This window comes from Bradyrhizobium sp. BEA-2-5 (assembly GCF_032918025.1).
Taxonomy (GTDB): Bacteria; Pseudomonadota; Alphaproteobacteria; order Rhizobiales; family Xanthobacteraceae; genus Bradyrhizobium; species Bradyrhizobium pachyrhizi.
This window is the reverse complement of sequence record NZ_CP136629.1, coordinates 222,519-246,288: the sequence shown is the minus strand read 5'-3', so window position 1 is coordinate 246,288 and position 23,770 is coordinate 222,519. Positions and strand designations below refer to the sequence as shown.

Below are 23,770 nucleotides of genomic sequence, written 5' to 3'. Positions count from 1 at the left end.
CGGCAATGCCCTGACCGTTGAGGGGCTCCAGCGCAAGCTGGAGCCCCTTTTTTTTTTCCGCGGCTTGAGAAAATATTGTCGGAATTGCCTGCCATTGTGGAATGACAGGCTACAAACAACGAAAACGGGAGGACGTCATGAAGGTGCAAGGCAGGTGCTATTGCGGCAACGTGCGCTATGAGGCCGAGGGCGAGCCGATGATGGCGGCGCAGTGCCTGTGCCGGGAATGCCAGTACATCACGGGCGGCGGACCGAACATGTTCATGGCGATGCCCGCCACCGGCTTCAAATACACCGCCAGCGAGCCCAAGCAGTTCACCCGCAAGGATCTCGACCGCGCCGTGACGCGCGAGTTCTGCCCGGAATGCGGCACGCATCTCGTGACCAAGGTGCCGGGCCTGCCCGCCACGATCCTGAAGGTCGGCACCTTCGACGACCCCTCGGTGTTCACCCCGCAGATGACGATCTACACCTGCGACAAGCAGACCTTCCACCACCTGCCCGAGGGCAAGCCGTCGTTCGAGAAGCTGCCGGCGCGGTAGACATCGAGGCCGAAGCACAGATCGAGCTGACGGATACCGCTTCTCCTTCCCCCTGAAACGGGGAAGGTCGGGATGGGGGTCAGCCGCAGGCGACGCTGCAAGCGGAGAGAGCAGATCCCCACCCGCTTTGCTCCCGCGAGCAAAGCGACCTCCCCTTTTCAAGGGGAGGTTAAGATAGTCGAGCGTCAGTCGATCAGGACCTCCTCATCCGGCAGCTCGCTCGGTACGCCGTCGCGCAAATAGCGCTCGAGGATGTCGGCAAGCGACAGCGGCGTCAGGCGCTCCCGCGCGCTGGATAGATCGGCGATCGGCCACCAGCGGAAGCAATCGAGCACGCGCGCCTCGGCCTCGTCGGCCATCACGGGCGCGAAGCGATCGGCGTGCACGATCCGGTATTCCTCTTTCTGGGAAATCCGCCGGCCGCCCCAGTTGAAGGTGTGGTGACGCCGCCAGATTGCGGGCCCGGGCTCGAAATCGATCAGCCCCAATTCCTCGGCCAGTTCCCGCTGCAGCGTCGCTTCCGCCGTCTCGTCACACTCGACGCCGCCGCCCGGCGCGATCCAGAAGCGGTCGCCGCCGTGCGGCGGGCGAATCCGCATCAGCAGGACTTCGCGCTCGCCGGTGATGATGAGCGCCCGGACGGCGCGGCGGTGGATCATGTCTCGAAGCAAGTTCGATGCGGTTTTCTGGCGTCAGCGCTGATATCACGCGACGGCCGATCGTGCCGCACCGCCGATGGTTAATCGCGTCTTAACCTCGCCCTATCTATGGTGACTTGATCGGTTTACGGTCGGCGCCCTTACCCTCCGACCGCAGTGAAAGTGCTGGCATTTCAATCATGGCAATGACCGCCTCATCCGGCTTGGCGCAGGGCGCCGGCGATGTCGCATCCGCCGGCCAGGCCGAGCGTTCCCCGTTCCTGCGTACCACCGAGCTGCTGGCGCCCTATCAGCCTGCCAAACCCTTGATTACGCTGTCATTAGGCGAGCCGCAGCACCCGGTGCCCGATTTCGTAGGCCCGGTGCTGGCAAGGCATACCGCCGAATTCGGCCGCTACCCGATCGCCAAGGGCATCGAACCGTTCCGCCGCGCCGTGGCGAGCTGGCTCGGAAGCCGGTTCCAATTGCCGCGGCCGGTCGATCCCGAGAGCGAGGTGATGGTGCTGAACGGCAGCCGCGAGGGGCTGTTCTTTGCCGCGATATCAGCCTCGCGCTACGTCGCGCCGCGCAAGGGCCGGCCGGCGATCCTGATGCCGAACCCGTTTTATCCGGTCTATGGCGCCGGCACCCGCGCCGCGGCGTGCGAGCCGGTCTATCTGCCGACCACGGTCGAGAACGGCTTCCTGCCCGATCTCGATGCCATCGACGAGGCTACGCTGGCGCGCACGGTGGCGTTCTATCTGGCTTCGCCGGCCAACCCACAGGGCTCGGTCGCCTCGCCCGATTATTTCAAACGATTGAAGCAGCTCGCCGACCGCTACGGCTTCGTGATCCTCAGCGACGAGTGCTATTCCGAGATCTACACCCGCGAGGCTCCTGGCAGCGTTCTGGAATGCGCCGGCCCCGACTTCACCCGCGTGGTCGCGTTCCAGTCGCTGTCGAAGCGTTCCAACCTGCCGGGCATGCGCGTCGGCTTCGCCGCCGGCGATAGAAAGTTTCTGGCCGCATTCCACGAGCTGCGCAACGTTGCCGCGCCCCAGGTGCCGGTGCCGCTCCAGCATGTCGCGACCGTCGCCTATGGCGACGAAGCGCATGTCGAGGAGAACCGCAGGCTCTACCGCATCAAGTTCGATCTCGCCGACCAGATCATCGGCAATCGCTACGGCTACAAGCGTCCCGCCGGCGGCTTCTGCGTCTGGCTCGACGTCTCCGAGCGCGGCGGCGACGAGGCCGCGGCGGTCCGGCTCTATCGCGACGCCGGCGTGCGCGTGATTCCCGGCAGCTATCTGGCGCGCCAGCAGAACGACGGTTCCAATCCGGGCGCGGGCTATATCCGCCTTGCGCTCGTCTCCGACAGTGAATCGACGGCCGAGGCGATGCATCGCCTGGTCGAAACCCTGGGTTAATCGCGAAGCGCGAAGATTGAGTATGCCAGCAATCGAACGTGTCATTCCGCTGGTCGGCCATCTGCCGCCATCGATCCGCGAGGGTCTGGCGCGGCGCATGCGCGAGCTCACCGGCCTCGGCCTGATCGCGCTGGCGGGCGTCGCCTCGGCCGCGCTGATGACGTGGTCGGTGCAGGATCCCAGCCTCAGCCACGCCACCTCGCGGCCGATCCGCAACATCCTCGGCTATGCCGGCGCGATCGGTGCAGACCTCGCAATGCAGATCCTCGGGCTCGGCGCGATCATGCTGGTCCTGACGGTTGCGGTCTGGGGCTGGCGCATGATGACCCATCGCCCGTTCGACCGCGAAGCGCTGCGGCTCGGCTCCTGGATTCTCTGCACGGTGATCGCGGCGGGCTTCGTCAGCTGCTGGCCGCATGGCGGCGCATGGCCGCTGCCGACCGGCCTCGGCGGCGTGGTCGGCGACGCGCTGGTGCGCGCGCCGGCCGTCGTGTTCGGCCCGCCCGGCTTCATCTATCGTGTCGTGCTCGGCCTGATCCTGTTCGTCGCGATGGCGGCAAGCTTCCTGTTCGCCTGCGGCTGGGGCGCCAAGGAGCAGGACGACGAGCTGACGCCGATCTCCGACGATGACGAGCCTTTCGTCGAGGACGAAGACAACGATCGCGGCTCGGTGTCGCTGGGCTGGCTGTTCCACGCGCTGATGAGCACCAAGGCGCGGCTCGGCTGGCTGCTGACCACCGCCTACAAATCGCTGGTCTCGAGCGGAGCCCAGGGTCGCAGCGCTGCGTTCGAGCGCCAGGAGCCGAATATCGGCGGCGGCCGCTCGGCGCCCTCGATCGCGCCCGCGCATGAAGACCATGATGAGGACGAGGCGGAAGCCTTCGACGACGATGAGGAAGAGGAGGACGAGGAGGAAGAAGCTCCCGCCGCCCGCGCCCCGCGCAAGAAGGCCGAGCCGAAGCCGAAGAAGAAGAATTCCGACAAGTTCGAGCTGCCCTCGGTCTCCGTGCTCAGTGCGCCGAAGGCCAGCGATCGCCAGCCGCTGAGCAAGGCCGAGCTGGAGACCAATTCCCGTTCGCTCGAGGGCGTGCTGCAGGATTTCGGCGTGCGCGGCGAGATCGTGAAGGCCAATCCGGGTCCCGTCGTTACGCTCTACGAATTGGAGCCGGCGCCCGGCATCAAGTCCTCGCGCGTGATCGGGCTTGCCGACGACATCGCCCGCTCGATGAGCGCGCTGTCGGCGCGCGTCGCGGTCGTGCCCGGCCGCAACGCGATCGGCATCGAGCTGCCGAACGCGCATCGCGAGAAGGTCTATTTGCGCGAATTGCTGGTGGCGAAGGAGGCGACCGACACGGTGGCAAAGCTGCCGCTGTGCCTCGGCAAGACCATCGGCGGCGATCCCGTCATCATCGATCTCGCCCGCACGCCGCACATGCTGATCGCCGGTACCACCGGCTCGGGCAAATCGGTCGCGATCAACACCATGATCCTCAGCCTGGTCTACCGGCTGCGCCCGGACCAGTGCCGGCTGATCATGGTCGATCCGAAGATGCTCGAACTCTCCGTCTATGACGGCATTCCCCATCTGCTCACGCCCGTCGTGACCGATCCGAAGAAGGCGGTGGTCGCGCTGAAATGGGCCGTGCGCGAGATGGAAGAGCGCTACAAGAACATGGCCAAGCTCGGCGTTCGCAACATCGACGGCTACAACACCCGCCTGCTCGAACTGAAGGCCAAGGGCGAGGAGCCGACGCGCACGGTGCATACCGGCTTCGACAAGGAGACCGGCAAGGCGATCTACGAGGAAGAGAAGCTCTCGCTCGACCCGCTGCCCTACATCGTCATCATCGTCGACGAAATGGCCGACCTGATGATGGTCGCCGGCAAGGACATCGAAGGCGCGGTGCAGCGTCTCGCGCAGATGGCGCGCGCCGCCGGCCTGCACGTGATCCTGGCCACGCAGCGTCCGTCGGTCGACGTCATCACCGGCACCATCAAGGCGAACTTCCCGACCCGCATCGCCTTCCAGGTCACCTCCAAGATCGACAGCCGCACCATTCTCGGCGAGATGGGCGCCGAGCAGCTGCTCGGCCAGGGCGACATGCTCTACATGGCCGGCGGCGGCCGCATCAGCCGCGTGCACGGACCTTTCGCCTCCGACGAGGAAGTCGAGAAGGTGGTGCGTCACCTCAAGACGCAGGGACAGCCGGAATATCTCGAAGCCGTTACCGCCGAGGAGCCGGCCGAGGACGAGGACGGCGCCGTGTTCGACGCGACCGGCATGGGCGGGGATGGCGGCGGCGATCTATTCCAGCAGGCGGTTGCCATCGTCAAACGCGATCGCAAAGCCTCGACCTCCTACATTCAGCGCCGGCTGCAGATCGGCTATAACCGCGCGGCCTCGCTGATGGAGCGGATGGAACTTGAGGGCATCGTCGGTCCGGCGAATCACGCCGGAAAGCGCGAAATCCTGGTCGGGGAGGAAGAAGGCCAGTTCTGATCGGGGGCGATCATCACGGAAAAACCATATCTCCCTCGGAAGAGGCGGGATAAAATCCGGCGCAGCGGGACGAGCGTCGAACAGAGACCTGACATATCTGATGGCAAAACACCTCATTGACCGCGGCACGCGCACCGCGCTGGCTCTTCTCGTCACCGCCGCGATCGCCGGCTCGGCGACTGCGCAGAATGCGCCGCCCCCGAAGCCCGCGCCCAACGCCGGATCCAAGGCTGCGCCAAAGAAGGACGCCGGCGCGCAGACCAATGCGGACAAGGGCCCGACGACGACCGGCGCCACCCAGGCACCGCCGAACCCGGTGATTCCCGATCCGCGGCGCAACGTGCCGACCAGCATCTTCCAGACCTTCGATGCCAACCAGAAAGCGCAGGCGGCCAAGGTCAGCGCCTATCTGTCGTCGCTTCAGACATTGGTTGGTAATTTCGTCCAGGTCGGCCCCGACGGCAGCAAGACACAGGGCGATTTCTATATCCAGAAGCCCGGCAAGGTGCGCTTCGAATATGACGCACCGAGTCCGATCGACATCGTCGCCGACGGATCCTCGCTGGTGGTGCGCGACCGCAAGCTCGCGACCCAGGACATCTATCCGCTGTCGCAGACGCCGCTGCGTTTCCTGCTGTCCGACCGCATCGACCTGATGAAGGACACCAACGTCGTCAACGTCTCGGCCGACGACGTCTTCGTCAGCGTCACCATCGAGGAGAAGCAGGCGCTGGTCGGCACCAGCCGGCTGCTCCTGATGTTCGGCGCCAAGGACGGACAGCTCAAGCAGTGGACCGTCACCGACCCGCAGGGCTACGACACCACCGTTGCGGTCTACAATCTCGACGCGACGCAGAAGCCCGATCCGGCACTGTTCAAGATCGACTTCACGACCTATCCCGGCACCTCGCCGGGGTAGGCGCGCTGCGTAGTTGCGTGGGATGGGTAGAGCGCAGCGAAGCCCATCGCGATCACGGCGCGCCGCGTCAATGACGGGTTTCGCTTCGCTCTACCCATCCCACAAGCGCTTGCTTGTGGACAAAGCGCCAACCCGCACCGAGAACCATGCTAAGACGCGGTCCTCATGCGGTTCTCCGTCACAACCTGGAACATCAATTCGGTGCGACTGCGCATCGACCTGGTCGCGAAATTCTTGAAGAGCGCGCGGCCGGAGGTGCTGTGCCTGCAGGAGACCAAGTGCATCGACGACGCCTTTCCGCTGAAGCGCTTCAAGCGGCTCGGCTATGAGCACGTCGCGCTGAACGGGCAGAAGGGCTATCACGGCGTCGCCATCGTCTCGCGCCTGCCGTTCGAGACGACCGACATCAGGACGTTCTGCGACAAGGTGGATTCGCGCCACATCTCGGTATCGTTCGGCGAGAGGGCGGGCATCGCAAAGCCTTTGGTGCTGCATAATTTCTACGTGCCCGCCGGCGGCGACATCCCCGATCCGGCGCTGAACGAGAAGTTCGATCACAAGCTTCGCTTCCTCGACGAGATGAAGGCGTGCGAGCCGCTGCATCCGCGCGGCGATGACCGCCACATCCTGGTCGGCGACCTCAACGTTGCCCCGCACGAGAACGACGTGTGGTCGCACAAGCAGCTTCTGAAAGTCGTCTCGCACACACCCGTCGAGACCGAGAAGCTGAAGGCGGCGCTCGCCGCTGGCGAATGGATCGACGTCGCGCGCGAGCGCATCCCGATGTCGGAGAAGGTCTATACGTGGTGGAGCTATCGTTCCGCCGACTGGACCGTCGGCGATCGCGGCCGCAGGCTCGATCACATCTGGGTCTCGCGCGCGCTGAAGGACGCGGTCAGCGATTTCAGGATCCTGCGCGACGCGCGGAGCTGGGAGCGTCCATCGGACCACGTGCCCGTGACGGCGGTGATGGAGGTTTAGGGTTGTCGTCCCTGCGAAAGCAGGGACCTGGCAAAGCCGTCGGCCCGTGTGCCCAAGGATGGGCCGCAGCGTATGGGCCCCGGATCGCGCTCGCGACGCTCGCTTGTCCGGGACGACGAGGTACTACGTAGTCAGCTTCGCGCCGGCCATCAATATATCGCTGGCGATCTGGCTGGAGCGCACCGCGAATTCGTCGCGCAGGCGCACGGCGGCGGCGGGGTCGCTCTCCAGCACGCGCTGGAACAGGCTGCGTGCGACGCGGATGACGGAGCCGCGCTCCAGCGCGGTGGCGGTCGACGGCCGCTTCATGGCGACGATCAAGGCGAGCTCGCCGATCAGCGCGCCGGGCCCGGCGATGATCTCAGCGCCGCCTTCCTCGACGCGGAAGGTGCCGCGCTGCACGACATAGCCGGCGTCCGCAGCGTCGCCGGCCTTGAACAGCACGTCGCCTGCGTTGAAGTCACGCTGCTCGGAACCGATCGCCAGCATGCGCAACGAGGCGTCTCCCAACAGGCGCAGTGTCGGGACACGCTCGAGAAGCGCTACGTCGTCGTCGATTGACATTCCGGTCCGGTAACCGCGGTGCGCCTCGATTTCACGAATCGTTGAGCGCAAAACGTATCACGGCACCAGCTTGTAGCCACCGGCTTCGGTAACCAGGATCTCGGGGTTGGCGGCGTCCTTCTCGATCTTCTGGCGAAGCCGATAGATGTGGGTTTCCAGCGTGTGGGTGGTGACGCCGGAATTGTAGCCCCAGACCTCCTGGAGCAGGGTCTCGCGCGACACCGGCATCTGGCCGGCCCGGTAGAGGAAGCGGAGAATCGCCGTTTCCTTCTCGGTGAGGCGGACCTTGCGCGCATTGGCCGCGGTCAGCATCTTCGAGCCGGGACGGAAGGAGTAGGGGCCGACCGAGAACACCGCATCCTCGCTGGCCTCGTGCTGGCGGAGCTGGGCACGGATGCGGGCCAGCAGAACGGCGAAGCGGAAGGGCTTTGCGACATAGTCGTTGGCGCCGGATTCCAGCCCCAGGATCGTGTCGGAATCGGTGTCGTGCCCGGTCAGCATGATGATCGGGGCCTTGAATCCTCCCTTGCGCAAGGAACGGACGACTTCGCGGCCGTCGGTATCGGGCAGGCCGACATCCATCAGGACGAGATCGGGAGAATTCGCCTTTGCGGCGCTCGCGCCCTTGGCGCCGGTGTCGACCGCGGAGGCTTCGAATTCTTCGTGCAGCGATAATTGCTCCACCAACGTATCGCGCAGATCGGTATCGTCATCCACGATCAGGATCTTGCGGGCATTGGCCATAGGTACAATCCTTCGGGGGCGGGGCGGTCAGAAGCGGAGGACGCTTATGGCCGTAACATCGGCTAGATATGTGCTCAGGTAGGCGATTGTTACCGATTCACAAGGCAACGCAGTCTACCTCAAATCCGGCGGGGCAGGACGTGAATGTCCTGTAATGCCGGGAGATAGGATGTTCTGAACCTCCAAGGCAAGCTCAGTTTGGAACGATTCTTAAGGGAATGTCAGCTATTTCAATCACTTATATGACAGTTAAACGTGATCGCCCGCTCTCCATCATCGAGGTCCGAGCAGCCGCCGGCGACCCGCGCCGGGGCTGGCTGTCGGCCGACGGCTGGACCGTGCCGGTGGCGCTCGGACGCGGCGGAATCATCGCCAACAAGCGCGAGGGCGACGGCGGCACGCCGCGCGGCGTCTTCCATCCGCGCCAGCTCTGGTGGCGCGCCGACCGGCACCAGCGTCCGACGACTTTCCTGCCGACCCGGCCGATCCGCCGCGAGGACGCCTGGTGCGAGGACCCCGCCGACCGTCACTACAACCAGCCGATCCGGCTCGATCGCGCGCAGGGCGGCGACCGCCTGACTCGCGAGGACCACCTCTATGACTTCATCATCGAGATCGACCACAACACCAGACCGCGCATCGCCGGCCGCGGCAGCGCGGTGTTCCTGCACCTGGCCCGCGACAATTTCGGCCCGACCGCGGGCTGCGTCTCCATGACGAAGGCGTCGATGCTGCGGCTGTTGCGGCGGATGTCGCCGCAGACCAGGATCATCATCGGCTAGAGTTGTCGAATGGCTGAACATCGCTTTTCCCACGCGACAGACGCGACGCGTTTGTGCTGAGATCGTGCACAGAAGAGAATAATTCCCGCGGGGAGCGAAACAGCATGCTCGACAACAACCGGATCGCCGCCGCCTCGAAGGTCCTGCACGATCACTGGCACGCCGGCACCAAGCTCACAGCGCTCGATGGCGCAATTCGGCCGCGCGATCGCGCCGAGGGCTATGCGGTGCAGGCCGAGCTGGAAAAGACGTCGCGCGAAAAGCTGTTCGGCTGGAAGATCGCGGCGACCAGCGCGGCCGGCCAGAAGCACATCAATGTCACCGGACCGCTCGCCGGGCGCATCCTTGCCGAGACGGTGATACCGGATGGCGGCACTGCGCCGATGAAGGGCAACGAGATGCGCGTCGGCGAGCCGGAATTCGCCTTTCGGATGGGGCGCGACCTCGCGCCGCGCACGACGCCTTACAGCGTGCAGGAGGTGTTGGAGGCCGTCGGGACGCTGCATCCGGCGATCGAGATTCCGGATTCGCGTTTCGCCGATTTCGTCGCCGCCGGCGAGGCGCAGCTGATCGCCGACAATGCCTGCGCGCATCTGTTCGTGCTGGGCGCGGCGACGTCGGCGGACTGGCGCGCGATGGATCTCGTCGCGGAACGCCCGCAGATCACGCTGCGCGGCGAGCGCTATGTCGGCCACGGCAGGAACGTGCTCGGCGATCCCCGCGTTGCGCTCGCCTGGCTTGCCAACGAGCTGCGCGCGCTGGGGCTGACCTTGCGGGCAGGCGAGGTCGTCACCACAGGCACCTGCCACCCACCGCTGCCGATTGCCGCCGGCGATGAATTCGCGGCCGATTTCGGCGCGATCGGAAATGTGTCGGTGAAGTTCGCGTAGGCTGCGCACCCGCCACATGCACCAATGTCGTCCTGGCGAAGGCCAGGACCCATACACCGCGGCCTCAGAAAAGGGCGCGCGGCGAGACACTCATCCTGCAAGCGACAACGGTGGTTATGGGTCCTGGCATTCGCCAGGACGACAGTCAGTTATGCGGCACCGTCCGCGTGCCAAAGATCGCCGACCCGACCCGCACATGGGTGGCGCCCAGCATGATCGCGGTGGCGAAATCGGCGCTCATCCCCATCGAGAGGTTCTTCAATCCATTGCGCGCGGCGATCTTGGCGGTGAGGGCAAAATGCGCGGCCGGCGGTTCGTCGACCGGCGGGATGCACATCAGTCCGGAGATCGTGAGCCCATAGGTGTCGCGGCATGCCGCGATGAAGGTATCCGCATCCTGCGGCGCGACGCCGGCCTTCTGCGGTTCCTCGCCGGTATTGATCTGGACGAAGAGCTGCGGGTGCTTGTTCTGGGATTCGATTTCCTTGGCTAATGCCTGGCAAATGCTCGGGCGATCGACCGAATGGATCGCGTCGAACAGCGCGACCGCCTCTTTCGCCTTGTTCGATTGCAGCGGCCCGATCAGATGCAGCTGCAGTCTCGGATGAGCCTGGGTTAGCGCCGGCCACTTGCCCTTGGCCTCCTGCACGCGATTTTCGCCAAATACGCGCTGTCCGGCGCCGATAATCGGCAAAATTGCGTCGGCCGCGAACGTCTTCGACACCGCGATCAAGGTCACCGACGCACGATCGCGCCGCGCTTCCTTGCAGGCATGCGCGATCTCGCGTTCGACGGCGGCTAGGCCATGTGGTGAATCGGCCGGTAACGGCGTGGTCGGGCTTTGCGTCATGCTTGTGCCGTTCTCTGACAGGTGCGGGGGGTTGGCTCGAATTTTACCAAATTCGGGAAAGGCTTTTTGAAGCCCTGCATTCTACCTTGCGCACGGGCAAGGGAACAGAATGTCGGGCGTAACTTTCAACCGCAACCGGGTCAGGCTCAAGAAGGTTCTGGGAATTCGTGCCCGGCTGGCCTTGCTTGCGCTGATGCTGGTCGCGCCCCTGATGCTGGACCGCGTCCGCACGCTGGAGGATTCCCGCAGCAAGCAGATCGCGCAAGCCGCGGCCGGCTATGCCAGCCTCACCGCGCATGCCGCGGAAACCCAGCGCGAGGTGGTCTCCTCGGTCGAGACCATGCTGAAGTCCGCAGCCTACATCCGCGCTTCCGGCGGCATCGCGCAGAGCTGCGAGGTGCTGCGCGCCAGCCTGCCGACGGTGCTGCCCTGGATCCGCAGCATCATGTTCGTCTCCAGGGACGGGCTGGTGCAGTGCTCGACCCTCAACGTCCAGGTCGGCCTCAATGTCGGCGACCGCGAATATTTCAAGAAGGCGCAGGACAACCGCGGCTTCGTGTTCAGTGACTATCTGCGTGGCAGGACCAACGGCCGCCCGATGATGATGGCCGCCTATCCGGTGGCCGCGATCAATCCGGAGCAGGATGCCGTCGTGGTCGCCGGCATCAATATCGACTGGCTGTCGCAGATCATGGCCAATCTCGGCGGCCAGCCCGGCATGTCGGCCGTGCTGGTTGACTCTACCGGCGTCGTGATCGCCGCGCCCGCCGACCATGCGAGCCTGATCGGCCGTTCGCTCGACACCATCCCGCTGATGGCGGCGATCGCCGAGAAGGCGCTGAGCTATGACGAGCCGTCCGGCTCGGTGTCGTTCACCGCGTCCGACGGCGCACAGCGCACGCTGAGCTTCGCGCGCATCGCCGGCACGCAGTCCCGGCTGATCGTGAGCATGGACGAGGCCAAGGTGACGGCGGCGATCAACCGCGAGATCCGCACCGCCTATCTGCAGCTCGGATTCGTCTGCCTTTTCGTTTTGCTGGGTGCGCTGGTCGGCGCCGAGCGGCTCGTCATCCATCCGATCGAGCTGATGACCGGCATGGCGCGGCGGTTCGGCGAGGGCGACTGGTCGGCGCGCGTCGCCAAGCACAAGCTGCCGGCCGAATTCGTTCCGCTGGCCCGCGCCCTCAACGCGATGGCTGCGCAGCTGAGCCAGCGCGAGCGCGAGCTGATTGCGAGCAACGACCGGCTGACGGTGATGGCCTCGATCGACATGCTGTCGGGGCTCGCCAACCGCCGCGGTTTCCAGAGCCGGCTCGATTTCGAATGGATGCGCGCGCAGCAATATGAATGCGAGCTGTCGCTGCTGATGATCGACGTCGACCATTTCAAGCTGTTCAACGACACTTACGGCCATCTCGAAGGCGATTCCTGCCTGACCCGGCTCGGCGAGTCGCTGTCCGGCATCGCCGCCGACACGATGGGCTTTGCGGCGCGCTATGGCGGCGAGGAATTCTGCCTCTTGCTGCCGAATACCGACGCCGCGCATGCGCTCGCGATCGGCGAGACCGTGCGCACCGCCGTGCTCGGCCTCGCCGTGCCGCATGCATCCTCGAGCCATTGCGTCGTCACCGTCAGCGTCGGCGTCGCGACGACCAGGCCGAACGAGACCCAGCGCCCCGGCGACCTGATCGAAGCCGCGGATGCCGCCCTCTACGCCGCCAAGCGCCGCGGCAGGAATGCCGTGATCGAGCACGGCTTCCTGCAGACGCTGGACGAAGCCGGGATGGCGCTGGCAAGCTGAGATCGTGCCTGGTCGAGCGGCGCGATGAGCGCGGAACCATGACCATCGGCGACGCAGCATATTCAGCGTCGTCCTGGCGAAGGCCAGGACGACGAGGAGGCTGCAGACGGAGCCCCTGCGACAGCGGCAGGGCGGCTGCGCGAGGGGATGGGGCGTTTGGAGGCCCCAAGCCGTTGACCGCGCAGGCGCTTTTGTGGCCTAGTCCGCCGTCCCCGGACGGGACCCGAAAACCACCCAAAGCCACCCAAAATCCTTGCGATTCCATGACCTCCGAACGCTATAACGCCCGCGACGCCGAACCGCGCTGGCAACGCCTCTGGGACGAGCAGGCGATCTTCGTCTCCAGGAACGACGATCCGCGGCCGAAATACTATGTGCTCGAGATGTTCCCCTACCCTTCCGGGCGCATCCATATCGGCCATGTCCGGAATTACACCCTGGGTGACGTACTGGCCCGCTTCATGCGCGCCAAGGGCTTCAACGTGCTGCATCCGATGGGCTGGGATGCCTTCGGCCTGCCGGCCGAGAACGCCGCGATCGAGCGCAATGTCGCCCCGAAGGCCTGGACCTACGACAACATCGCCGCGATGAAGAAGCAGCTCCGCTCGATCGGGCTGTCGCTGGACTGGAGCCGCGAGATCGCAACCTGCGATCCCTCCTATTACAAGCACCAGCAGAAGATGTTCCTGGACTTCCTGCGCGAAGGTCTCGCCGAGCGCGAGAAGCGCAAGGTGAACTGGGACCCCGTCGACATGACCGTGCTCGCCAACGAGCAGGTCATCGACGGCCGCGGCTGGCGTTCTGGCGCGGTCGTCGAGCAGCGCGAGATGAATCAGTGGGTCTTCAAGATCACGAAGTACTCGCAGGAGCTCTTGAGCGCGCTGGACGGGCTGGACCGCTGGCCCGACAAGGTGCGGCTGATGCAGCGCAACTGGATCGGCCGCTCAGAGGGCCTGCTGGTCCGCTTCGCGCTGGATCCGGCGACGACGCCGGCCGGCGAGAGCGAGCTGAAGATCTTCACGACGCGCCCGGACACGCTGTTCGGCGCGAAATTCATGGCGATCTCGGCGGATCATCCGCTGGCGCAGGCTGCCGCTGCGAAGAACCCTAGGCTTGCGGAGTTCATCGCAGAGATCAAGAAGATGGGTACCGCGCAGGAGATCATCGACACCGCGGAGAAGCAGGGCTTCGACACCGGCATCCGCGCGGTGCACCCGTTCGACCCGTCCTGGAAGCTGCCGGTCTATGTCGCGAACTTCGTGCTGATGGAATACGGCACCGGCGCCATCTTCGGCTGCCCGGCGCACGACCAGCGCGACCTCGACTTCGTCAACAAGTACAGTCTCGGCAACACGCCTGTGGTGTGTCCGGAGGGCCAGGACCCGAAGTCGTTCGTCATCACCGACACCGCCTATGACGGTGACGGCCGCATGATCAATTCGCGCTTCCTCGACGGCATGACCATCGAGCAGGCCAAGGAAGAGGTTGCGAAGCGTCTCGAGACGGAGCTGCGCGGCAACGCGCCGATCGGCGAGCGGCAAGTGAATTTCCGCCTGCGCGACTGGGGCATTTCGCGCCAGCGCTATTGGGGCTGCCCGATTCCAGTCATCCATTGCCCCAAGTGCGATGTGGTGCCGGTGCCGGACGACCAGCTGCCGGTGACGCTGCCGGAGGATGTCACCTTCGACAGACCGGGTAACGCGCTGGATCATCATCCGACCTGGAAGCACGTCACCTGCCCGCAATGCGGCGGCAAGGCCCAGCGCGAAACCGACACCATGGACACCTTCGTGGATTCATCCTGGTACTTTGCGCGCTTCACCGATCCCTGGAACGAGAACGCGCCGACGACCCCTGCGGTCGCCAACCGGATGCTGCCGGTCGACCAGTATATCGGCGGCGTCGAGCACGCGATCCTGCATCTGCTCTACAGCCGCTTCTTCACCCGCGCGATGAAGGCGACCGGGCACATTACGCTGGACGAGCCGTTCGCCGGCATGTTCACGCAAGGCATGGTGGTTCACGAGACCTACCAGAAGGCCGACGGCACCTATGTGCAGCCGGCCGAGGTGAAGATCGAGGTCGGTGGCAACGGGCGCCGCGCAACGTTGCTCGCCACCGGCGAGGACATCCAGATCGGCCCGATCGAGAAGATGTCGAAGTCGAAGAAGAACACGGTCGACCCCGACGACATCATCGAGACCTATGGCGCCGACGTGGCCCGCTGGTTCATGCTCTCGGACTCCCCGCCCGACCGCGACGTGATCTGGAGCGACGAGCGCGTCCAGGGCGCCTCGCGCTTCGTGCAGCGGCTGTGGCGGCTGGTGAACGATTCGGCCGAGATCGCCAAGACAGCGCCGGCGGCCCGGCCGGCCACGTTCGGGCCCGAGGCGCTGGCGTTGCGCAAGGCCGCCCATGGCGCGCTCGACAAGGTGTCGTCCGGGATCGAGCGGCTGCATTTCAACGTGTGTCTCGCCCATATCCGCGAGTTCGCCAATGCGCTGTCCGAGGTGCTGGCGAAAGGCGACAAGCCGGCGCCGGACCTGGCTTGGGCCGTCAAGGAAGCGGCGACCATCCTGGTGCAGCTGTTCTCTCCGATGATGCCGCATCTGGCCGAGGAGTGCTGGCGGGTTCTGGGCCAGAAGGGGCTGGTTTCGGAAGCCGATTGGCCCCAAATCGAACGCGATTTGCTGGTCGAAGACAGCGTGACCCTGGTGGTCCAGGTCAACGGCAAGAAGCGGGGTGAGGTCACAGTTGCAACAGCGGCCCAGAATCCGGAAATCGAGGCTGCCGTTTTGGCCCTCGATGCGGTAAAGCTGGCCCTGGACGGCAAGCCCGTTCGCAAGGTGATCATCGTTCCCAAGAGGATCGTGAATGTTGTCGGCTAGGATCCGTATCGCAGCCCGCTTGCTGGCAGTCGCTGCATTGGCGGCGCTGACGGCAGGCTGCTTCCAGCCGATGTATGCCGAGCGCACCGACGGCCAGTCGTCCGCCCTGCGCGAAAAGCTGATGGCCGTCGAGGTTCCGCCGGTCGACAAGCCGAACGCCTCGCGCGAGGCCCGGGTCGGCGTCGAGGTCCGCAACGCCCTCGCCTTCAAGCTCTACGGCACCGCCACCGGCGTGGCGCCGACGCATCGGCTGGTGCTGCGGTTCACCACCAGCCGCTCCTCGCTGATGATCGACCAGGCCACGGCGCTGCCGACCAGCGAAAACTACGGCATCGACGCCCAGTTCAACCTGGTCGAGATCGCGTCGAACAAGTCTGTCATGACAGGCTCGACATTCTCACGCGTGTCCTATGACATGCCGGGATCCTATCAGCGCTTCTCGCGCACCCGCGCCGTGCGCGATGCCGAGGATCGTGCCGCCAACGAGATCGCCGAGAACATCTCCACCCGGCTCGCCTCCTTCTTCTCCACCGGAACTTGATGCGTTGGCGTCATTCCGGGGCGCGCCAGCGGCGCGAACCCGGAATCTCGATCCATCATTTACAGATTCCGGGTTCGCCACTGACGAGGCGCCCCGGAATGACGAGTATCAGGCAACATGGTCGCGCTGCGCGGAAAAGAGATCGACGCTTTCCTCGCCCGCCCTGATGCGGGCCGTCCGATCATCCTGCTCTACGGTCCCGATGCCGGCCTCGTGCGCGAGCGCGCCGATGCGCTGATCGCATCCAGCGTCGACGATCCCAACGATCCGTTCTCGCTGGTCAAGCTCGACGGCGACGAGCTCTCCGCCGAGCCCTCGCGCCTCGTCGACGAGGCCATGACGGTGCCGCTGTTCGGCGGCCGCCGCGCCATCCGCGTTCGCGCCGGCTCGCGCAGCTTCGCCAGCGGCATCGAGACGCTGGCCGAGATGAACGTGAGGGATTGCCGCATCGTGATCGAGGCCGGCGAGCTTCGCCCGGAATCGCCGCTGCGCAAGACTTGCGAGCGCGCCAAGACGGCCGTGGCGATCGGCTGCTATCCCGACACTGAGCGCGATCTGGCCAGGCTGATGGAGGACGAGCTGCGCGTATCGAACCTGCGGCTCGCACAAGATGCGCGCGCCGTGCTGATGTCGCTTCTCGGCGGTGACCGCCAGGCCTCGCGCAACGAGCTGCGCAAGCTGACCCTCTACGCCCACGGCAAGGGCGAGGTCACGCTGGATGACGTCATGGCCGTGGTCGCCGATGCGTCGGAGCTGAAGCTCGATCCGATCGTCGACGGCGCCTTTGCCGGCAATGCCGCGCTGGTCGAGAGCGAGTTCACGAAAGCCATGATCGCCGGCACCTATCCCGGCGTGATCATCTCCGCCGCGCAGCGGCAGGCTGCGTGGCTGCACAAATCCGCGCTCGCCATCGCCGACGGCACGCCGGCCTCCGCCGTGCTCGACGGCGGCTTTCCGCGCCTGCATTTTTCGCGAAAGCCCGCGGTCGAGATCGCGCTGCGCAACTTCACGCCGCCGCGGCTGGTGAACGTGATCGACCAGCTCGCCACCGCAGCGCTCGACATGCGCAAGCAGGCCTCGCTCGCCGCCGTGATCGCGCAGCGCGCGCTGCTCTCGATCGCGGCGAATGCGAAGCGGCGGGGGTGAGACGCAATGGTCGTACAGCCGTCATTGCGAAGAGCCCGCGACAAAATTGCAAAGCAATTTTGCGCTGAAGCGACGAAGCAATCCATCGCTCCACAGGAGCGGAGAAATGGATTGCTTCGCTTCGCTCGCAATGACGTGGAGAGATGCCGGAAGTTCTAACCGCCCTCCAGCCGCCGCACCACCTCGTCGAGCTGCTCGAGATTGCGGTAGCTGATCTGGACGGTGCCGCCGGGATCGCGATGGCTGACGGTGACGGCAAGGCCTAGCGCATCGCTGACGCGTTTCTCCAGCGCGAGCGTGTCGGCATCCTTGTCGACCTTGGCCGCGCTGCCGCTGCGCGCCTTCTGCGGCTTTCGCTCGGGCACGCCTTCCTCGTGCGCCAGAGCCTCGGCCTGACGGACGTTGAGCCCCTCCTCGACGATGCGCTTGGCGGCGGCGAGCGGATCCGGCACGCCGATCAGCGCGCGGGCGTGGCCCGCCGTCAATTCGCCGGTCGCGATGTAGGCCTGCACCTCTGCCGGCAGCTTCGTCAGCCGCATCATGTTGGCGACGTGGCTGCGGCTCTTGCCGACGACCTTCGCGATGTCGTCCTGGCTGCGTTTGAACTCGTTGGCGAGCGCGTGATAGCCCTGCGCCTCTTCCATCGGATTGAGGTCTTCGCGCTGCACGTTCTCGATGATCGCGAACTCCAGCGCGTCGCTGTCGCTGATATCGACCGGAACGATCGGCACGTCATGCAGGCCGGCGAGCTGCGAGGCGCGCCAGCGCCGCTCGCCCGCGATGATCTCGTAGCGATCCTGCGCGCCCTTCACCGGACGCACCACGATCGGCTGGATCACGCCGTGCTGCCTGATGGAGTCGGAGAGCTCCTTGAGCTCGGTCTCCGAGAAGGTGCGGCGCGGATTGCGCGGGTTGGGCTTGATGAATTCGATCGGCACCTTGCGCTGGTTGCGCGGCCGCTCGACATGCGCGGCCGCCTCGCCGCCGACATCTCCGATCAGGCTTGCCAGCCCGCGCCCCAGTCGCGAACGCGCTTCATCGGCCATTGTTGCGAGCTCCCTTGGATTCACACGCAGTACTCCGGACTTGAATTTCAGAAGAAACGTAGGATGGGTAGAGCGAAGCGAAACCCATCGCGGCTCGCAATGAGAGTGATGGGTTTCGCTTCGCTCTACCCATCCTACGCAACATCAATGCGTGCGCAGCTCGCGCTCGCGCTGGATCACTTCGGTGGCGAGCCGCAGGTAGGCTTCGCTGCCGACGCATTTGAGATCGTAGACCAGCACCGGCTTGCCGTAGGACGGCGCTTCGGAGATGCGCACGTTGCGCGGGATCATGGTCTTGTAGACCTTCTCGCCCATGAACTGGCGGACGTCGGCGACGACCTGGTTCGAGAGGTTGTTGCGCGAGTCGAACATGGTCAGAACGATGCCGTGGATCGACAGGTTCGGATTGAGCGTCGAGCGCACCTGCTCCACCGTCTGCAGCAATTGCGACAGACCCTCGAGCGCGAAGAACTCGCATTGCAGCGGCACCAGGATCGCGTCGGAGGCCGCCATCGCGTTCACCGTGAGCAGGTTCAGCGAGGGCGGGCAGTCGATCAGCACATAGGTGTAGTCGGCGTCCGGCGAGACGTTGTTGTTGAGCGCGGCGATGGCGTCGCGCAGCTTGAAGGCGCGGCCGGGCGTGGTGCCGAGCTCGAGCTCGAGGCCGGAGAGGTCCATGGTCGAGGGCGCGATGTGCAGCCGCGGCACCGCGGTCGAGACCACCGCCTCGCGCAACGCGGCTTCGCCGATCAGCACGTCGTAGGTCGAGCAGGAGCGGTTGCGGCGATCGATGCCGAGGCCGGTCGAGGCGTTGCCCTGCGGATCGAGATCGACGATCAGGACACGCTCGCCGATCGCCGCGAGCGCTGTGCCGAGGTTGATCGCTGTGGTTGTCTTCCCCACACCGCCCTTCTGGTTCGCCAGCGCCAGGATGCGCGGGTGGCCATGCGGCTGGGACGCCTTATCCTCTTGATAAACCTCGTCCATCACAGTCATACCAAAATACCATTTGCTCTCGCGGAGTCCCCTAGCGCCGCTCGATTGACCCGAGTTCGACGATCCAGCCCTGTCCGCCGGTCCGGCTGGCGTGTAGCTTTGGCTGAATATTCCAATATTTAGCGGCTTCGGTCAATTCAGCATCTATATCTTGACCCTTCGGAAATAGCGCCTTTGCGCCTTGGCGCATCAGCGGCTCCGCAAAGCCGATGAGTTGATGTAGCGGAGCCAGTGCGCGTGCGGTGACGCAATCGACGGGGCCGGTGATTCTATCCACATTATCCCCGATCTCAGTGAGATGCACCGTCCCCGGGGACGCCGTCACCCGTATCGCCTCGCGCAAGAATGCCGCCTTCTTGGCGATTCGCTCAACCAAATGAATCGACGCGCCCGGGGTCTCGGCCAGCGCGCAGGCCAGCACGACACCGGGGAAGCCGCCGCCGCTGCCGAGATCAACCCACGACTTCGCCGTCGGCACCAGACTCAGGAGCTGCAGCGAATCGGAGACGTGGCGGGTCCAGAGGGTCGGCAGCGTCGATGGCGCGACGAGATTGGTCTTGGCCTGCCACGCCAGGAGGAGGGCGACGTAGCGGTCGAGCCGCGCCTCTGTTTCACGTGAAACAGGCGTTAGCGCGAGCGCCGCGGCCTTGTCCTTGGTGGAGATGCTGAGTTCGGCGGATTGCGAAATTGAAGCCATTCTCTGGAATGCCGATCGAGCTCGTCACTGCGAGCGAAGCGAAGCAATCCATAGTGCCACCTGAGGAAGCGATGGATTGCTTCGTCGCTTCCGCTCCTCGCAATGATGGACCGCCTCCCGTTTCACGTGAAACGTTAGGCAGAGGCCTTCGCAGTCTTCCCTCGCGCCTCACGCCGGAGATAGGCCGCCAGAATACCCAGCGCCGCCGGCGTCATGCCGTCAATCCGACCCGCCTGCCCGACCGTCCGCGGCTGCGCCTTCTGCAACTTGGCGCGCGCTTCGTTCGAAAGACCGGGGACATCGGCATAGTCGATGTCGGTCAGAACCAGACCCTCGTCACGCCGGAAAGCGTCAACATCGGCGGCCTGACGCTTCAGATAGACATCGTATTTGGCATCGATCTCGAGATGCACCGCGATCGCGGGGTCAATGGCCGACAACTCCGGCCAGATCGCTTGGACTGCGGGCCATTCGAGCTCGGGGTAAGCCAGCAGCTCGAAGGCCGACCGGCGATTGCCGTCGCGATTAAGCGCGAGTCCGTGCTTAGCGGCTTCATTCGGTGTGATCGCGAGCGACTTCGCCAGCCGCTTGGCCGCCTCCAGCGCCGCCATCTTGGTCCGATGGCGCTCGGCGCGCGCCGTTCCGACGCATCCGAGCGCAATGCCCTTGTCGGTCAGGCGCTGGTCGGCGTTGTCGGCCCGCAACGTCAGCCGGTATTCAGCGCGCGAGGTGAACATGCGATACGGCTCGGTGATCCCACGGGTCACGAGATCGTCGATCATCACGCCGAGATAGCCGTCGGCGCGGTCGAACACGATCGGATCGGCACCGCCGGCAGCGAGCGCGGCATTGAGTCCGGCGACAACACCCTGCCCGGCGGCCTCTTCATATCCGGTGGTGCCGTTGATCTGTCCGGCCAGGAACAGCCCGCGCAGGCGCTTGGTCTGCAGGGTCGGATCGAGCTCGCGGGGATCGATGTGGTCGTATTCGATGGCATAGCCCGGCCGCACCATCTTCACCCGCTCCAGGCCCGGAATGCTGGCGAGGATCGCAAGCTGGACCTCCTCCGGCAGCGAGGTCGAGATGCCGTTGGGATAGACAGTCGTATCATCCAGCCCTTCCGGCTCCAGAAAGATCTGATGGCCGTCACGGTCGCCGAAGCGGACGATCTTGTCCTCGATCGAGGGGCAATAGCGCGGACCGGAGCTCTTGATCTGGCCGGAGTACATCGGAGAGCGATGGACATTGGCCCGGATCACCTCGTGGGTCGCGGCGGTGGTCCGGGTGATCCCGCACTGGATCTGAGGAGTTGTGATCCGCTCGGTCAGGACCGAGAACGGCTCCGGCGGCTCGTCCCCGGGCTGCATCTCGACAGCGGACCAGTCGATCGTCGTGCCGTCGAGGCGCGGCGGTGTCCCGGTCTTGAGCCGCCCGAGCACAAACCCTGCCCGCTCGAACGAGGCAGACAGGCCCATGGCGGGCGCCTCGCCGGCCCGGCCCGCCGGCCAGTTCCTCTCGCCGAGATGAATCAGGCCACGCAGGAAGGTGCCGGTCGTAATGACAACCGCCCCCGCCGACAGCTGACGGCCATCGCCCAGGCAAATGCCGGTCACGCGACCATCGACGACGCCCAGTTCATCCGCCTCGCCTTCGATGACGCTGAGGTTCGCGGTCTCGGTGATCGCCGCCTGCATCGCCGCGGCATAGAGCTTCCGGTCCGCCTGGGCGCGGGGACCACGGACGGCTGGCCCCTTCCGCCGATTGAGAACACGAAACTGGATGCCACCGGCGTCGCCGACGCGACCCATCAGACCATCGAGAGCATCGATTTCGCGGACCAGATGGCCCTTGCCGAGACCACCGATGGCCGGATTGCAGGACATCGCGCCGACAGTCGAGAAATGGTGCGTCACCAGGGCGGTCGCCGCACCCATCCGCGCAGCAGCAGCCGCGGCCTCACAGCCGGCGTGGCCGCCGCCAATCACGATGACGTCAAATGAGTCTGCCCTGGAAATCATGGCGGGACTTCTATCGTGGAGTCATGAAAGCCGGAAGAACGAAGTTGGGATTGCCGCTTTGAGACCGAAACCCGAGGCAAATATGGACTGCTTCGCGTCGCTCGCAATGATAGACGGAGCTGTTTCACGTGAAACAGTGCGCCTTCTGACCGGCAATTGTTTCACGTGAAACAGGGCGAGGGTTCCTTAACCGGATCGAAACCATGTTTCACGTGAAACAGATGGGCGCCTGCTACTTCCCGACGCAGAATTCGCGGAAGATGACATCGAGGATGTCTTCAACGTCCACCCGGCCGAGCAGGCGACCGAGTGAGTAGGCGGCCCGGCGGAGTTCCTCCGCCGCCAGTTCTTCGCCCTGCCCGACCACGTCGATGCTGCGCTGGAGAGATTCGATGGTCTCCTGCAGCAAACCGCGCTGCCGCATCCGACTGATCAAGCCGCCTTCGCTGGTTCCAAAATAGTCCTGAGCGAACCCGACCAACGCCGCGATGAGCTCTGACAACCCGTCGCCGCGAGCAGCCGAGATCCTGAATTCAGGGTAACTGCCGCCCTCACCCGCCGTGGTCCTGACAAGGTCGATCTTGTTCCGCACCAGCCAGGTCGGCGTCGTGCCGCCATGTCCCGTCTTTGCATTGCCGCTGTCGGCCAGCCACAGCACCAGGTCGGCCTCGGCGGCGCGGGCGCGGGCGCGACGCACGCCCTCCTGCTCCACGGGATCATCGGTCTCGCGAATGCCGGCGGTGTCGATGACAGTGACGGGGTAGCCGTCGAGATCGAGCTGCACCTCGATCACGTCGCGCGTGGTGCCGGCATGAGGCGAGACGATCGCGACCTCGCGCCGCGCGAGCTGGTTGATCAAGGTCGACTTGCCGACGTTCGGCTCGCCTGCGATCGCAACCACCAGGCCGTCACGCAGACGCTCGCTTTGCCCCTGCCCTGCAAGGACTTGCTTGATCTCCTCATGCAGCGCCCGGATCTTATCGAGCGCCGGTGCGATCAGCTCGGCCGGCACGTCGCCTTCGTCGGAAAAATCGATGCCCGCCTCGATCAGCGCGGATGCCTCGATGATGCGTTCGCGCCAGTCGCGCGCGTGATCACCGAGGAGACCTTGCAACTGGCGCAGCGCCTGGCGCCGTTGCCGGTCGGTGTCGGCGTGGATGAGATCGTCGAGACCCTCGGCCTCGGTGAGGTCGAGCTTGCCGTTCTCGAACGCGCGCCGCGTGAACTCTCCAGGCTCAGCCGGCCGCACGTTGTCGAATGCCGCGATCGCATCGAACATCGCCGACAGCACCGCGCGTCCGCCATGGACGTGAAACTCGGCGACATCCTCGCCGGTCGCGCTGGCCGGTCCTGGAAACCAGAGCACCACCGCATCGTCGATCGGCTGATGGTTCGAATCGTGGAGCAGCGCGCGGGTTGCCAGCCGCGGCACCGGTGTTTTGCCCGCCAGTCCTGCAATGACCGACTCGGCCATTGGGCCAGACAGCCTGACGATGGCAATCGCACTCGGTGGACGCCCCGAGGATAACGCGAAGATGGTCTGGTCACGCGGATGCATCGCCTATTTCTTCCAGCAAATCGGGAAAGGCAATGCCGCTCCGATTGCGCGCCCCATACCGCAAAATGCTGCGATGCAGCATCGTCTGACTTCACCGCAGCAGCCGCGCATCAATTTGCTGCGGTGTCGTCAGCTAGATCACAAGGCTACGATATAAATATAAATAAATTCAGATAGTTAAATGAAAACGCCAGTGCGGTGGGCCGCTCCTTTTATGCTGCACGTCGCTGCAGCAAATCCGC

Annotated in this window: 20 protein-coding genes; 11 read left to right on the top strand and 9 right to left on the bottom strand. The window is 65.1% G+C overall.

All coding sequences use genetic code 11. From position 1 onward, the window contains the following. Nucleotides 1-137: 137 nt before the first annotated feature. The gene (locus RX327_RS01135) at nucleotides 138-542 is read left to right on the top strand and encodes a GFA family protein (protein WP_050383520.1); all 405 of its coding nucleotides are present in this window, start codon (nucleotides 138-140) and stop codon (nucleotides 540-542) included. 185 nt (nucleotides 543-727) lie between these two features. Here RX327_RS01135 and RX327_RS01130 read toward each other — a convergent pair whose 3' ends face one another. Continuing rightward, complete coding sequence (locus tag RX327_RS01130) at nucleotides 728-1,201, bottom strand: NUDIX domain-containing protein (RefSeq protein ID WP_050383519.1); 474 nt, start codon at nucleotides 1,199-1,201, stop codon at nucleotides 728-730. A 179-nt stretch (nucleotides 1,202-1,380) separates the two neighbouring features. On the opposite strand from RX327_RS01130, the gene RX327_RS01125 reads away from it, so the two are divergent. From RX327_RS01125 to RX327_RS01110, 4 genes are all read left to right on the top strand, one after another. After that, nucleotides 1,381-2,607 (top strand): aminotransferase class I/II-fold pyridoxal phosphate-dependent enzyme, encoded by a 1,227-nt coding sequence (locus RX327_RS01125; RefSeq protein ID WP_317249218.1) that lies wholly within the window; start codon nucleotides 1,381-1,383, stop codon nucleotides 2,605-2,607. A gap of 16 nt (nucleotides 2,608-2,623) precedes the next feature. Beyond that, nucleotides 2,624-5,107 (top strand): DNA translocase FtsK, encoded by a 2,484-nt coding sequence (locus tag RX327_RS01120; RefSeq protein ID WP_317249217.1) that lies wholly within the window; start codon nucleotides 2,624-2,626, stop codon nucleotides 5,105-5,107. A gap of 100 nt (nucleotides 5,108-5,207) precedes the next feature. Then, the gene (locus RX327_RS01115; RefSeq protein ID WP_317249216.1) at nucleotides 5,208-6,026 is read left to right on the top strand and encodes an outer membrane lipoprotein carrier protein LolA; all 819 of its coding nucleotides are present in this window, start codon (nucleotides 5,208-5,210) and stop codon (nucleotides 6,024-6,026) included. Between the two features lie 165 nt (nucleotides 6,027-6,191). Then, nucleotides 6,192-7,007 carry an exodeoxyribonuclease III gene (locus RX327_RS01110; RefSeq protein WP_317249215.1) on the top strand — a complete coding sequence of 272 codons (816 nt, stop codon included), beginning with the start codon at nucleotides 6,192-6,194 and terminating at the stop codon, nucleotides 7,005-7,007. A 123-nt stretch (nucleotides 7,008-7,130) separates the two neighbouring features. On the opposite strand, the gene RX327_RS01105 is transcribed toward RX327_RS01110, so the two are convergent. Further along, entirely contained in the window at nucleotides 7,131-7,571 is a 441-nt protein-coding gene (locus RX327_RS01105; RefSeq protein ID WP_317249214.1) for a cyclic nucleotide-binding domain-containing protein, read from the bottom strand. Nucleotides 7,572-7,628: 57 nt separating this feature from the next. After that, the gene (locus RX327_RS01100; RefSeq protein ID WP_008142830.1) at nucleotides 7,629-8,315 is read right to left on the bottom strand and encodes a response regulator transcription factor; all 687 of its coding nucleotides are present in this window, start codon (nucleotides 8,313-8,315) and stop codon (nucleotides 7,629-7,631) included. 242 nt (nucleotides 8,316-8,557) lie between these two features. Here RX327_RS01100 and RX327_RS01095 point away from each other — a divergent pair, with 242 nt between their 5' ends. Together RX327_RS01095 and RX327_RS01090 are read left to right on the top strand one after the other, a co-directional pair. Next, nucleotides 8,558-9,097 (top strand): L,D-transpeptidase, encoded by a 540-nt coding sequence (locus RX327_RS01095; RefSeq protein WP_317249213.1) that lies wholly within the window; start codon nucleotides 8,558-8,560, stop codon nucleotides 9,095-9,097. A 104-nt stretch (nucleotides 9,098-9,201) separates the two neighbouring features. Further along, on the top strand, nucleotides 9,202-9,987 hold the full coding sequence (locus RX327_RS01090; protein ID WP_317249212.1) for a 2-keto-4-pentenoate hydratase: 786 nt from the start codon (nucleotides 9,202-9,204) through the stop codon (nucleotides 9,985-9,987). Nucleotides 9,988-10,132: 145 nt separating this feature from the next. On the opposite strand, the gene RX327_RS01085 is transcribed toward RX327_RS01090, so the two are convergent. Then, nucleotides 10,133-10,837, bottom strand: coding sequence for a YggS family pyridoxal phosphate-dependent enzyme (locus RX327_RS01085; RefSeq protein ID WP_317249211.1), 705 nt, complete (start codon nucleotides 10,835-10,837; stop codon nucleotides 10,133-10,135). 109 nt (nucleotides 10,838-10,946) lie between these two features. Here RX327_RS01085 and RX327_RS01080 point away from each other — a divergent pair, with 109 nt between their 5' ends. From RX327_RS01080 to holA, 4 genes are all read left to right on the top strand, one after another. Next, entirely contained in the window at nucleotides 10,947-12,638 is a 1,692-nt protein-coding gene (locus RX327_RS01080; RefSeq protein WP_317249210.1) for a diguanylate cyclase domain-containing protein, read from the top strand. A gap of 263 nt (nucleotides 12,639-12,901) precedes the next feature. Further along, the gene (gene leuS / locus RX327_RS01075; RefSeq protein WP_317249209.1) at nucleotides 12,902-15,526 is read left to right on the top strand and encodes a leucine--tRNA ligase; all 2,625 of its coding nucleotides are present in this window, start codon (nucleotides 12,902-12,904) and stop codon (nucleotides 15,524-15,526) included. Beyond that, nucleotides 15,513-16,067 carry an LPS assembly lipoprotein LptE gene (gene lptE / locus RX327_RS01070; RefSeq protein WP_317249208.1) on the top strand — a complete coding sequence of 185 codons (555 nt, stop codon included), beginning with the start codon at nucleotides 15,513-15,515 and terminating at the stop codon, nucleotides 16,065-16,067. Before leuS ends, lptE begins: the two co-directional genes overlap by 14 nt. A 117-nt stretch (nucleotides 16,068-16,184) precedes the next feature. After that, nucleotides 16,185-17,213, top strand: a complete 1,029-nt coding sequence (gene holA / locus RX327_RS01065; RefSeq protein WP_317249207.1) for a DNA polymerase III subunit delta — start codon at nucleotides 16,185-16,187, stop codon at nucleotides 17,211-17,213. A gap of 155 nt (nucleotides 17,214-17,368) precedes the next feature. On the opposite strand, the gene RX327_RS01060 is transcribed toward holA, so the two are convergent. From RX327_RS01060 to mnmE, 5 genes are all read right to left on the bottom strand, one after another. After that, entirely contained in the window at nucleotides 17,369-18,259 is an 891-nt protein-coding gene (locus RX327_RS01060) for a ParB/RepB/Spo0J family partition protein (RefSeq protein ID WP_317249206.1), read from the bottom strand. A gap of 144 nt (nucleotides 18,260-18,403) precedes the next feature. After that, nucleotides 18,404-19,255: a ParA family protein gene (locus RX327_RS01055; protein WP_317249205.1), complete on the bottom strand. Its 852-nt coding sequence runs from the start codon at nucleotides 19,253-19,255 to the stop codon at nucleotides 18,404-18,406. A 31-nt stretch (nucleotides 19,256-19,286) separates the two neighbouring features. After that, the gene (gene rsmG / locus RX327_RS01050) at nucleotides 19,287-19,952 is read right to left on the bottom strand and encodes a 16S rRNA (guanine(527)-N(7))-methyltransferase RsmG (RefSeq protein WP_317249204.1); all 666 of its coding nucleotides are present in this window, start codon (nucleotides 19,950-19,952) and stop codon (nucleotides 19,287-19,289) included. Nucleotides 19,953-20,086: 134 nt separating this feature from the next. Beyond that, nucleotides 20,087-21,970, bottom strand: coding sequence for a tRNA uridine-5-carboxymethylaminomethyl(34) synthesis enzyme MnmG (gene mnmG, locus RX327_RS01045; RefSeq protein ID WP_317249203.1), 1,884 nt, complete (start codon nucleotides 21,968-21,970; stop codon nucleotides 20,087-20,089). Nucleotides 21,971-22,202: 232 nt separating this feature from the next. Further along, the gene (gene mnmE / locus RX327_RS01040; protein WP_317249202.1) at nucleotides 22,203-23,528 is read right to left on the bottom strand and encodes a tRNA uridine-5-carboxymethylaminomethyl(34) synthesis GTPase MnmE; all 1,326 of its coding nucleotides are present in this window, start codon (nucleotides 23,526-23,528) and stop codon (nucleotides 22,203-22,205) included. Nucleotides 23,529-23,770 lie beyond the last annotated feature (242 nt).